Raw genomic sequence first — 12,423 nt, 5'->3', positions numbered from 1 at the left:
TGGCGCGCAGTTGCATCCCAGGACCGGACGGGCTGCCCGATCAATGTGGCAGATTCATCCGTTTAAGAAGGTCTTTATATCGACTGTCGGATCGGATACTGTCCAGGGTTGGGTCCACCATCATCCAGTTCGACTCCCAGCACTTCTGGTCAATGGCCGCACTGATTCGTGCAAATGCCAGATCTGGTTCTCCGAGGCGGATGTAATTGACCCCGATATCGTAAGGAACGCAGTGTTCATTCTGACGGGCTAGCAGGATCTTCATTCGTGCTTCCCAGTAGGCGTTCCACCCATCGCGTCTGTAGATTGCAAGCAGGCTGCTCGCTTTGGCAGCCGATGTTTCCATCTCAGCCTCGTATGCGTCAGACTCCACAGCCTCATCCCGCATTCCTTTCATCTCATAGATCCTGCTTGCCCATCCAGCCACGAAGCTTCGTTTGTCGGGCTCCATCTCCAAGGCTTGCTGCAGATGTACGAGCGCTTCATCATAGTGCCGTGCAAAAAAGAGCGTCGATCCAAGGTGCCGGTTGAGTATGAACGAAACCGGTTCGATCTCCAACGCTCTTCGCATGTGTTTAACGGCTTCTTCCGGACGGTTAACCGCGTCGAGGTAAACCGCAAAATTCAGTTCGGCGTCAGAGCTATTGGGACTCAGTGCAATTCCTCGCTTCAGATTCCCTTCTGCGTCCGACCAGTTCCATTCGAAGATGGCCTGCGTAAGGCCGAGTGCAGAATATCCTTCCCCGTTGTCGGGATCGAGTTCAATGGCCCGTCGTGCAGCCGCATCGCTCCTGGTCATCGCATCCTGCGGTCCGATGCTGCCGAAGACACCTTCGATCTGCACGGCGGAGGCAAGACCGGAGTATGCCTGGGACCATGAAGGATCGATGGAAGCGACCTGCTGAAAGTAGGCCGCGCTTTTGTCCGGTTCGCGCTTTTGGAGAAAATAGCGGCCTCGCAGGTAGGCATCATGCGCTTCGGGACTTAGAGTGTGGACGGTTCCCTGAGCGGCGACTGCGCTGTGAAGCCGGTGCGCGATAGCCTCCGCGGCCTCATTCGGCAGTGCGGCGACGTCGTTTGCGCTGCGGTCATAGCTTTCAGCCCAGAGGTGCGCGTCGGTGTCGGCGCGGATGAGCTGAAGGGTCATGTGCACCTGGCCGTTGGAGCGGGATACGGAACCCTCGAGGATGGCGTCGACGTTGAGGGCGCGAGCGATTTCGGGCAACGGACGGTGGGCAGCCTTGTACTGCATGGCAGACGTCCGGGAAACAATGCGCAGGGTCGATTCCTTGGCAAGCATGGTCGTCAACTCGTCGGTCATGCCGTCGGCGAAATACTCCTGATTCGGATCGCCCGAGAGATTGTCGAGAGGGATCACGGCCAGAGAAGTGATAGGTGGGTTCGCATCGCGATGCAGAAGCCCTGCAATCTGTCGCGGACCAATTCCCATCACGATAAACAGAACAGTAAGCGCGACAAAGCGGGCAACGATGGCAATTTGAACGGCGAGCGGTTTCTTCGGTAATTCCTGGGGAGGCGGTGGGGGAGCTTCGGGCGCAATGACTGGTTCTGAGGTCGAAGAGTCCACGGAAGAAGCCGCAGAAGACTCCGTGGCTGACTCTCCGATCGCTACGGTGGCAGCGACAAAGCGATAACCCATCCCCGTAACCGTCTGAATGAACTGCGGATCTACCGGGTCGTCGCGAAGGAGGTGACGCAGCTTGCGGATGGCGGTGTTGATGCCGTGTTCGGTATCGACAAAAACTTCGCTGGACCAGAGATGTTGAGCGATCTCAGCGCGAGTGACGAGCTGGCCCTGACGCGAGACGAGGAGGATGAGAAGCTCGAGCGGTTTGCGCTCCACACGCAAGGGGGCACCACCGCGCACGAGTTCGAAACGTCCGCAATCGAGGCGGAAGTCGCCGAATTCAAAGACAAGACCGGTCACAGCATGAGACACGGGGGCGGGCAGGCGATACCTCCTGCGGGGGAAGTATCAACCAGTGTGTCAGGAAACCACGCGATTTGAAAGGGGTTGGCGCTTTACCTAAACTTCACCTCCGACTTTACCTCCCCTTCATTGCTTGACCAGAGCTTGTCGCGGTTAGCTTCGGGTTCAGCCGGCATTCCCCGGCCGAGGAGAGATTCAAATGAAGTCAAGAAATTGCAGCTTGATGTCGGCAATGGTCGTCCTAGTTCTCGCGTGCGCGATGGTGCCTGGCGCCCTCGCACAGTGTGGTCTCAATAAGAAATACGTCAAACCCGCCGCCTGGCATCCCCAGATCGGTACGGCGCATTTCATGCACGCCGCCCTCTTCAATGACGACGATGACAATTCCCCGTCGATCGTCGGCATGTGGCACGTCATCTTCACCGCCCACACCGTAAACGGAAATCCGATCCCCAGCAACGCCTATCCCATGATCGACAACGCATTTGTTGTCGTCCACAGTGACAAGACGGAGATCATGGAATCGGCTCGACCGCCGCAGGATGGGAACTTCTGCCTGGGCGTCTGGGAGAAGACTGGACCTCGGTCCTACTTCATCAACCACCTGCCCTGGCTCGGCAACGATACTGCGAACGCGCCCAGTGGCATCGGCAATCCCACGGGGGGCGCTCAGATCACCGAGCACTTGACCCTCAACGAAGAAGGCGATAAATACGCTGGAAGCTTCACGCTAGTGGCCTATAACCTCGATGGAACGAAGGCTGTGACATTTACCGGCGTTATCGCCGCAACCCGCATCACCACCTCAACATCCTTACCCGGCTTGTTGTGATGCTGCCGGTATAAAGTCCAAGCCCTGCCCTGACTTGTCAGAGCGGGGCTTTTTTGCAGGGTGTGCCGAGAAGATATTGAAGGAGCGGTCCACGCTTTGACTCCGCACAGATGTTATGCCGGCGCGCGAGTCATGACTGTGAGGTGTGCGGAAACGGACAGTTTTTACGCGAACGAACAAGGGAAGATCAACTGGCGCAGCAGTTTGCAGATTCAATGTCGCTGTAAATGCGGACCTTAGGAAGGCAGGTGCTTTGGCGCACTGCATGCAACAGCAGTTATCAATACTCTTATTCCCCGGGAGCAACGTTCCTTAAGGAGGCTGTCCATGACGGGACTGCTTCAGGATGTTCGCTTTGCCTTGCGGCAACTGCGCAAGAGTCCGGGATTCACAATTACCGCAGTGCTGATGCTGGCGCTCGCTATCTGTGCTAACAGCACGGTCTTCAGTTGGATTGACGGGACCATGCTGCACCCCATTCCAAAGGCCCGGAATACCAGCGAACTGGTGAGCGTCATGCGCGGCCAGTGGAGCACCTCGCCCGCCCCGCCTCTCTCCTATCTCGACTACCGTGACCTTCGCGAGCGGAACCGCACCTTCAGCGGAATGCTTGCTTATCACCACGACTGGCTGACCTTGACCGGCAACGGAACCCCCGATCGAATCTACGTGGCAAACGTCTCGTCCAACTTCTTCGACGTCCTCGGTGTAAAGCCCGAACTCGGCCGCTTCTTCTTGCCGAACGAAGAAGCTCGGGAGGGCGGCGCGCGCTTCGTGGTGCTCAGCTATTCGTTATGGAAGAACAAATTCGGCGGAGATCCGGCCATTATCAGCAAGCCCATTTCGCTCGCTCGCCAATCAGGAACCATCATTGGGGTCGCACCGGAGGGATTCATCAATGCCATGCCCGGCGTACGCCATGATGCATGGCTCCCTCTCGATCCGCTCGGAACAGATCGGTACCGAATGACGCACCGCAGCGCCTCTTATCTCAACGTGCTGGGGCGGCTTAAACCGGGCGTCACTCGCCAGCAAGCTACGGACGATCTCGAAAACCTCATGCGCCAGATTGTGGCCGAATATCCCAGCGATCACATCGGCGCAAACAATATCACGCTCGATCCGATGTGGCGCTCGCCGTTTGGCGCGAACGTATATCTGGCCAAGTCTCTTCCGATTCTTCTGGCAATTGCCGGCTTCGTCTTGTTGCTCACATGCGTAAACGTCGCCACCCTGGCATTGGTACGCTTTGTCGCCCGCAGAAGAGAAATCGCCATCCGCGAATCGCTCGGGGCCAGCCGTCTGCAGCTCATGCGTCAGATGGCCCTCGAAGGATTGATCGTCTCCAGCGCAGGTGGCGTGCTCGCCCTTATCCTCACCTCCTGGACCGCCAAGCGATTCGCCGATTTCATCCCGCCCAACGCAAATCCAATCGTCCTGAATGGAACTGTGGATCACAACGTCATCGGAATCATCGTGCTGCTTTCAGCGCTTGCGGTGGTGATCTGTGGCGCCTTCCCTGCGCTGCGATCCTCCCGCGTCAACGCCGCCGAAGTGCTCAAAGAAGAGACCGCCAGCATCTCCGGAGGACATCACCGGCGTTTACTCAGCGGCCTCGTAGTTGCACAGATAGCTCTCTCGCTAGCCCTGCTCGTCTCGTCCGCGCTCTTTCTGCGTACGCTCAGAAACATGAGCGATGCTGATCCCGGCTTCAAGCAGGACCACATCCTTACCGCCTCCATGGCTCTGGGAATCGCCGGTTACTCTGACAACGAAGCTGACGCGATTGAGCACAAGATTCTCGACCGCGTTTCAGCTCTGCCCGGCGTTCAGGTTGCCGCGCTTGGCAATTGGCTGCCTCTCTCCTTCAATGGCAGAAATGCCGACGTCTATCCCGAGAATTACGTTCCCAAGATGCACGAGTCGCACGAGGTGCGCCGTGCCGATGTCACCGCCGGGTACTTCTCTCTGATGGGAATCCCCATCACTGAGGGCCGGGAGTTCACCCGCGACGACAACCGCAGCGCACCACCGGTGGCCATTGTCGATCAAACATTGGCCAACCGTTACTGGCCCGGTGAAAACCCGATCGGCCGTCACGTGAAGATCTGGGGGCGCATGTACACCGTGATCGGGATTGCAAAAAACTCCAAGCACCAGTTCGTGAACGAGACGCCGGAGCCGATGGTTTACCGGAGCTTCTTCCAGAACCCGGACGAACCAACGCTGATGGTCCAGACCTCCGGCGACCCAGACTCGATGGCGCGAGTCGTCGAGGAAGCCATTCATCAGGTCGATCGGCAACTTGTGCTCTTTGATGTCCGCTCTCTTCGCGAAACCACCCGCGCCTCCACCATATTCCCGGTCATGGCCAGTACTTTCGCTGGAATCTTCGCAATCATCGCCCTGATCCTGGCAGCGACCGGTATCTACGGGGTGATTTCTTACCGCACACAACTACGAACCCATGAAATCGGAATCCGCGTTGCTCTCGGTGCATCGCGCGCGGACGTCCTTCGCCTCGTTCTCATGCAGGGGCTTCGACTAACTGGTATGGGGCTCTTGCTCGGTCTTTTGCTCGCGTTTGGCCTCACACGGTTCATCGCCGGGATGTTGTATGGGATCAGCGCAACCGACCCACTCACAGTGATCGCCGTAGTTTTGCTGCTGGGAGTGATGGCGATGATGGCCTGCTACCTGCCCGCCCATCGCGCCATGCGTGTGAATCCGGTATCCGCGATTCGCGAACAATAACAGCAAAGCCCAGGCTCACCCCAACGATGAACCTGGGCTTAGATGACCCGGGCTTGCTTGTTACCGCTGCTTGCGGCAGCTTACATGCTGCCGCGGCTAGCCGGCGGTACGATGCCGTTCATGCGCAGATAAACCACCATCTGGCCGTAGTGGTCCATCAGGTGCGCGATGCCGAATGCAGACATCCCACCCCGCGTGCCACTGGCCGTCATCACGAAGGCATTCTCAGGTGTGATCCCACCAATAAAGGTGTGCGCCTGCGTGAACGAGTCTTTCAACGCCTGAATGATGTCGGCCTTCGCAGTCAGCTTTTCGATGGCGTCTGACTTGGCCTTCATATCGGCTTCGGACATGCCGCCGCCAAAGAAGTAATAGTTGGCCTCGGCAACGTGCTTGACCTGGCCACCGAAGGAACGCACGCCTTTGAAATCTCCCGCGCTAGCTGGCGGCGCAAAATTGAATTTGTCTTCGGGCATGGCCTCAGCGGCATCTACAAATTCCTTCTCCATGCCGGAGAGCAGCTTGTCGTAAGTGGCTGACGGTGTCATCTGCGTGCCGACCGCTGGCTTGGACGGCGCCGCAGCTTGAGCAAAAGCAAAGGCCGGAGCCGCAGCAACGGCGCAACACAACAGGATGCGACCGGCAAAATGTGTGGGGATGTTCATCGAGACTCTCCTTGCGCGACCATCTCGTTCTGCTTGAGAAAGAAAAGGGACATGGCCGCGTGAGGGCAAATCTAGCAGATAGATCGACAGTACCGATAGCTCCAATCTGTAAATCTGTTGCAGAAGGCAGCGAAATAGTTTCAGGACGGATTTTCGCAGCGCCCAGTTGCGCATTGCTTGTGCAGCAGTCTCGCGCGGGACTTTTTTGCGAGATCACGCAATCCATGCAACTCGTCACAAAAAAGAACGTTTCACTTGACATCCAAGTAAAATGCGCTGTCTACTTGGATGCCAAGTGAAGAAAACGACGCTACCCATTTTGCAAGGCACACTCGACATGATGATTCTGCGCGCTCTGGCGACCATGGGCCCTCAGCACGCCTATGGAATTGCCAGCCGCTTGGAGCAAGTCTCCGGCGATCAGCTGAATTTAAATCAGGGCACCATCTATCCGGCGCTCGTGCGGCTGGAGCAGCATGGCTGGACCCGCGGATCCTGGGGTAAGACAGAAAACAATCGTGAGGCCCGGTACTACACCATCACCAAGTCGGGATTGAAGGCGCTTGATGAAGAGACAGCACGTTGGCGACAGATGGTTGGTGTGGTCGAAAAATTGCTGACAGAGGAGCAGTAATAATGGTGCGATGGAAACGATTCTTGAGACAGTTCTCGAATCTCTTTCGCAACAATCGTGCGGAGGAGGATTTGGCGCGCGAGGTCGCATCGCACCTGACTTTGCTGACGGATGAATTTGTTCGTCGCGGCATGTCGCCGGAAGAAGCGCGGTTAGCGGCGAGTCGCTCATACGGCGGCGTTGAACAAGCTAAACAGGCGCATCGCGATGAACGAACGATGCTCTGGATTGAGCAGACCTTGCAGGATCTGCGTTACGCGCTCCGCATGTTGGCAAAGTCGCCAGGCTTTGCCGCCGTTGCCATTCTCACGCTCGCTCTCGGCATCGGAGCAAATACCGCAATCTTCAGCGTCATTGACGCGGTGCTGTTGCAATCTCTCCCCGTCGAAGATCCGAAACACCTGGTGATCTTCAGCTGGTCAGCTCACAATAGGCCGAAATTACACGGACAAAGCAGCTATGGCGACTGTGCTGAAGAATGCTCGCTCTCGGTCCCGTTTTTTGAGACTCTGCGCAGCCGCACGAACGCATTCTCCAGTGTGGCCGCATTCGCCGGCGCTCTTGAAGTGGATTTCAGCGGTAACGGTCAAGCAGATATCGCGCGTGGACTCTATGTTTCAGGCGACTATTTCTCAACGGTTGGCGTGAGGACATTTCTCGGACGTCCGCTGCTCCCCACAGATGACGCACTTACTGCATCTCCCGTGATCGTTCTGGACTATGGCTATTGGAACCGCGCGTTCGGCGCAGACCCATCCGCAGTGGGACGTGTGATCCGCCTCAACAACGTCGAAGCTGCCATCGTAGGTGTCTCCAGTCCCGGCTTTACAAGTCTCACGCCCGGCAAGCGCCAGGACTTCTTCATGCCTCTTTCACTCTCGCGGCAGGTGAAAAGCTCATGGTGGGGTACGCGTGACAGGCTCTCGGATGCATCTACGTGGTGGGTCGTGGCCGCTGGCCGCCTCAAACCTGGAGTTTCTATAGAGCAGGCCCAAACTGAGGTCAACGCCCTGTTCCGCGCCGAAGTGCTGCATGGAGCCAAGCCGGCCTTCACTGAAGCTGACGATCCCGCGATGCGACTGTTGCCCGGGCGCGAGGCCCTCAACGGCGAAAGTAGACAGATCGCTCCCATGCTCAATCTCATCATGGTCGCGGTTGGCCTCGTTCTCGCGATCGCCTGCGCCAACGTCGCCGGTCTCATCCTTTCTCGCTCGACCAAGCGTCAGAAAGAATTGGCAGTGCGTCAGGCACTTGGCGCTGGACGCGCCCGCATCGCCCGCCAACTTCTCACTGAGAGCGTTCTGCTTTCGGTCGCCGGTGGTGCGCTTGGCATTTTGCTGGCCCTCTGGGGCGTCGATGCCATCACCACGTTTGTGTCCAGCGGCCTCGACCAGCCCTTCCCGTTCACCATTCATCTCGATTGGCGCGTGCTGTCGTTCACTACCGGGATCACGCTCACCACCGGTGTTCTATGTGGACTTGTCCCGACCCTGCGAGGATCTCGCGTTGACATCACCCCATCGCTCCGTGAAAACTCCTCGTCCATTCCGGGCGGAGCCCTGCAAGCTGGAAGGCGCTTCAGGCTCGGCGACGCACTGGTCGTAGCACAGGTTGCGCTGTCAATCGTGGTCCTGGTTGGCGCGGGATTAATGGTTCGCACCCTCAGAATGATCCAGGCAGTGAATCCAGGATTCGATACACAAAACATCCTCTTGTTCGGCATCAATCCAGGCCTGGCCGGATATAAGGATGAACGAACCGCGCAGCTCTACCGTCAATTGCAGGAACGATTCGCTTCGTTGCCCGGTGTTGTCTCTGCCAGTTATTCCGAAAGTGCGCTATTGAGTCGAAGTTGGTCTGGCACGGATATTCACCTGGACGGCGCCCCTCCCAAAACCAATATCGATACATCGACTCTCGCGGTTGGATCCGATTTTTTCTCGATGATGCGCATTCCTATTTTGGTAGGGCGCCCGTTTACAGCAACGGATTTCGCCGCGGCGGAGAAGACGAGCGCGGTGATGACGGCTGCCGCTGAAGCAGCCGCGGCATCAAGCAGTTCAGGAGGCGCGCGCACAGCCGCTTCTGTGCATCCGCAGACGGAATCTCCAGTGGCTCCCGTTCCCGTAATCGTCAACCACGCTTTTGTGCAAAAATTTTTCCCGCATCAGGACGCCGTCGGCAGGCATATGGGCGACGCGCAGGAAGATGAACCTGCAACTGGTCCTCAGCCCGGCTACCGCATCGTCGGCATCGTCAGCGATACCAGGTACGATCAGTTGCAGAGCGACATTCGACCCATCATGTTCGTGCCGCTGGTGGGTAATGGCGCCCACTTTGAGCTGCGTGCCAGCGGCGACCCCAACGCGCTTGTGAATCAGGTGCGGCGCATTGTGGCGGGGCTGGACAACAATCTGCCGCTCTTCGAGGTGCGAACTCAGACTCAGCAGATTGATCAAGCTCTTTTTCAGCAACGATTGATGTCACGACTGTCGAGCTTTTTCGCAGGCCTGGCGTTGGTGCTGGCTTGCATCGGCCTATATGGATTGCTCTCTTACGAAGTGGCGCGGCGCACCCGCGAACTGGGCATTCGCATGGCTCTCGGCGCGCAACGGCGCGATTTGATGCGGCTGGTGATCCGCCACGGACTGGTACTCGCGTTTATCGGTGCGACCATCGGCACCGGCGCATCGATGGCCGCGAATCGTCTCATGACCAGCTTGCTCTATGGGGTGCGGCCCAACGATCCCGTTACGTTCGCGACTGTTTCGATCCTTCTGGCACTTGTGGCGGTCGCCGCATGTTTGATCCCCGCTCAACGGGCGATGCGGATCGATCCCATGATCGCTCTGCGTGAAGAATGACGATAGGAAGTTACACTTCTTAGTCAGCCGCTGATCTGCCAGTCCGCGCGAACTCTTTGAACTGCGAACTTATTGGTTGCCTGCGGTCAGGCAACCAACTTGCCGCGCTTTACTGTAAATCGTTCACCGCGCCAGACGATCGTGTTTCCTGCGAAGCCCGCGACCCATAGACCCGTAGCGACAAGGTCGCGCACCGGCAGTAGCCAAAGACTCGGAAGCACCGAGTGGTCGCCGAGGACTTCGGCACCGACGGTCATTGCCAGGGTCAGCCGAAGGAAAAAACTCAGCGCAAGAATCCAGAGGCTGACCGGGCTCGCTCCGCTGGCAAGAATGTTGAGTACCGCAAGTGTGAACCCTTGCGTGAAAAGCAACCCTAAGTAACCGCCGGGGCGAGCATCGCGCACGGTGCGAAGCCAGCGAAGCTGATGATCACAGAATCCGTTCCAGGCATAGGCTGGCACGCTGGTTTCTACGACTTCGCTCGAAAGAGCGACACGGTATCCAGCTTTGTAGATGCGCTCCCCCAGTTCATAGTCGTCGGCGAGATGATCGACAAGAGTCTCGAAGCCACCGATTTTCTCAAGTGACTCGCGACTGACCGCGAGCGTGGAACCGAGCCCGTAGCGCAATCCACTCTCAATCAAACGCGCTACCAAAACGCTAGGCATGAAGTCCGTCGCGATGCCGAGCGATTCAAGATGAGACCCGAGCGTGCCGTGGGCGCGACCGCGATAGAGCGCAGTGACAAGACCGACGGCCTTCGGTGCTTCATGATCCGGTTGTTGAGGCAAGGGCGCGAAGTGAGCCATGACCTGCTCAAGATAATGCGGACTTACAGTTATGTCGGAATCGTTGACGAGCAGAAATGCATGCCGGGCGTATGGCACGAGTTGCGCCAAAGTGCTGACTTTTCCGTTGCTGCCAAGCCGTGCGGGACACACGATTAATTGAATGGAGCGGTCAGGAAATTCACTCTGCAACTGGTGAACGGCCGCAACGGCGGGGTCGTCAAGAGATGAAACGCCGAACAGCAACTCAAATTCGCCGGTGTAGGTCTGTCCGCAATGCGAGCGAAACGCGTCGAGCATGCCGGGATCGAGACCCTTGAGAGACTTCAGAATCGACACACCCGGTGCGAAGGCCGCGAGCGGAGTGCGCCGCAAGGAGAGAAACACGCGCGCCGCAACGATAGCGAAAACAAAATAAGCCATCCCTGCAATTGCCAGAACCGTCGTAAGCGCTTCAACGGCCAGGGCGAAGGTGTGGGTGTTCACGGAAACTAGTTTAGCGGAAGGGCGTCCGCAGTTCGAAGTACGGCTGCGCAAGACGGACCGTTAACTGTGAACGCTGAACTAAAAACGGCGAACTGTTTCACTCGTATCGCAGCGCTTCAATCGGATCAAGGTTGGCAGCTTTCCAGGCAGGATAGATGCCGAAGATCAAACCGATTGCGCAAGAAACGCAAAAGCCGGTGACCACCCACACTGTGGACATCGCTGCAGGCAAACCGATCGGCAAGAAGTAAATGATCCACGTAAATACTGCGCCCAGCAGAATGCCGAAGACTCCCCCTAAGGCAGTCAGAGTCACCGCTTCGGTCGTGAACTGCAGCAGCAATGCGCGCTTGGTGGCGCCGATAGCCTTGCGCACGCCGATTTCACGGGTGCGTTCGGTCACGCTTACCAGCATGATATTCATCACGCCCACGCCACCCACCATGAGACCCACACTCGAGACCGCGATCATGAAAAGGACCAGCCCGCCGGTGAGCTGGTTCCACAACTTCGAGATGGAGTCGGGCCCGAAGATCTCAAAGTTATCCGGCTTGTCGGCTCTCACCTTGCGGCGAACACGCATCATCTCGCGGATCTCTTCTTCGACCAACGATTTATTCTTCGGGTCGTCGTATTTCACGCTGATATACATGTCCTTCAGTTCGGGATACAGGCTATGAAAGATACCGAGGGGGAAGAAGACGCCGTTGTCCCCCGGGTTTTTGCCGGAGCCGAAGGGCTGCTTGCGCTTTTCCAGTACGCCAATCACTGTGAAAAGACTGGAAGCGACATTCACGTCCTTGCCGATCGGATCTGTGTCTCCAAACAGTTCTTCCGCAGTGTCGTGGGCCACCACGCAGACATGCGCGTGGCGCTCGTCTTCACCATCGGTCCAGAATCGACCTTCTTTCATGGTGAGTTCCGAAACTCTCTCCAACTCTGCGGTTGAACCCGCAAGGAAAGCGCCCGCCACCTTTTTGCCGTTGTATTTCACGCTGACGTCGCCCACGTGGAACTGCTGATTGACATGCTCATACGTGCCGTCAACGGCCAACACGTGGGGCAGCGTGCGCAGCGCAATCACATCATCCAGGTTCAGTTTCTTGCGGGTAAGCATCTCGGTCGTAGGCCGCACGCCAATGAGCGGCATGTGAAATACCCAGAAGACGTTGGAACCCATCGAGGTGACCCAGTCATTCACACGGTTGTTGAGCCCAGTGATCACCGAGGAGATGGTGATGACGGTGGTGACTCCGATAACGATACCGAGAATCGTCAGTCCCGACCGAAGCTTGTTGGTTCTCACCGTATCGAGAGCCATCTTGACGGATTCGCGCGTCTGTCCCCTGGCCATGTCCAGCCTGACTTTCTAGGGAAGGTTCAGTGCGATTATGCGCTTGCGAATTCGGAGTTCCAACCAAGTTCTGGGTTCCGCAAACCTAAACTCCG

General features: G+C 57.4%; 8 protein-coding genes. 4 read left to right on the top strand and 4 right to left on the bottom strand.

The features are described 5' to 3' along the window. Positions 1-40 precede the first annotated feature (40 nt). On the bottom strand, positions 41-1,960 hold the full coding sequence (locus P8935_RS03745; protein WP_348263678.1) for a winged helix-turn-helix domain-containing protein: 1,920 nt from the start codon (positions 1,958-1,960) through the stop codon (positions 41-43). Between the two features lie 190 nt (positions 1,961-2,150). Here P8935_RS03745 and P8935_RS03740 point away from each other — a divergent pair, with 190 nt between their 5' ends. Both P8935_RS03740 and P8935_RS03735 read left to right on the top strand, forming a co-directional pair. After that, a complete protein-coding gene (locus P8935_RS03740; RefSeq protein WP_348263677.1) occupies positions 2,151-2,783 on the top strand; it encodes a hypothetical protein in 633 nt (210 codons plus the stop codon). Between the two features lie 327 nt (positions 2,784-3,110). Continuing rightward, positions 3,111-5,537, top strand: a complete 2,427-nt coding sequence (locus P8935_RS03735) for an ABC transporter permease (protein ID WP_348263676.1) — start codon at positions 3,111-3,113, stop codon at positions 5,535-5,537. Positions 5,538-5,617: 80 nt separating this feature from the next. Here P8935_RS03735 and P8935_RS03730 read toward each other — a convergent pair whose 3' ends face one another. Continuing rightward, positions 5,618-6,202, bottom strand: coding sequence for a DinB family protein (locus P8935_RS03730; RefSeq protein ID WP_348263675.1), 585 nt, complete (start codon positions 6,200-6,202; stop codon positions 5,618-5,620). A gap of 295 nt (positions 6,203-6,497) precedes the next feature. On the opposite strand from P8935_RS03730, the gene P8935_RS03725 reads away from it, so the two are divergent. Further along, a complete protein-coding gene (locus tag P8935_RS03725) occupies positions 6,498-6,836 on the top strand; it encodes a PadR family transcriptional regulator (RefSeq protein ID WP_348263674.1) in 339 nt (112 codons plus the stop codon). Between the two features lie 23 nt (positions 6,837-6,859). Next, complete coding sequence (locus P8935_RS03720; protein ID WP_348263673.1) at positions 6,860-9,700, top strand: ABC transporter permease; 2,841 nt, start codon at positions 6,860-6,862, stop codon at positions 9,698-9,700. Between the two features lie 86 nt (positions 9,701-9,786). Here P8935_RS03720 and hpnI read toward each other — a convergent pair whose 3' ends face one another. Together hpnI and P8935_RS03710 are read right to left on the bottom strand one after the other, a co-directional pair. Next, entirely contained in the window at positions 9,787-10,974 is a 1,188-nt protein-coding gene (gene hpnI, locus P8935_RS03715) for a bacteriohopanetetrol glucosamine biosynthesis glycosyltransferase HpnI (RefSeq protein ID WP_348263672.1), read from the bottom strand. A 97-nt stretch (positions 10,975-11,071) separates the two neighbouring features. Continuing rightward, positions 11,072-12,328 (bottom strand): ABC transporter permease, encoded by a 1,257-nt coding sequence (locus P8935_RS03710; RefSeq protein ID WP_348263671.1) that lies wholly within the window; start codon positions 12,326-12,328, stop codon positions 11,072-11,074. Positions 12,329-12,423: the final 95 nt, after the last annotated feature.

This window comes from Telmatobacter sp. DSM 110680 (genome assembly GCF_039994875.1).
Taxonomy (GTDB): domain Bacteria; phylum Acidobacteriota; class Terriglobia; order Terriglobales; family Acidobacteriaceae; genus Telmatobacter.
The sequence above is the reverse complement of the archived record's forward strand: the minus strand, read 5'-3'. Positions and strand labels throughout refer to the sequence as shown.

Excerpts from the sequence above, each read along its gene's own strand:
- P8935_RS03740 (WP_348263677.1), top strand. The coding sequence starts at position 2,151 with ATGAAGTCAAGAAATTGCAGCTTGATGTCGGCAATGGTCGTCCTAGTT.
- P8935_RS03735 (WP_348263676.1), top strand. The coding sequence starts at position 3,111 with ATGACGGGACTGCTTCAGGATGTTCGCTTTGCCTTGCGGCAACTGCGC.
- P8935_RS03730 (WP_348263675.1), bottom strand. The coding sequence starts at position 6,202 with ATGAACATCCCCACACATTTTGCCGGTCGCATCCTGTTGTGTTGCGCC.
- P8935_RS03710 (WP_348263671.1), bottom strand. The coding sequence starts at position 12,328 with ATGGCCAGGGGACAGACGCGCGAATCCGTCAAGATGGCTCTCGATACG.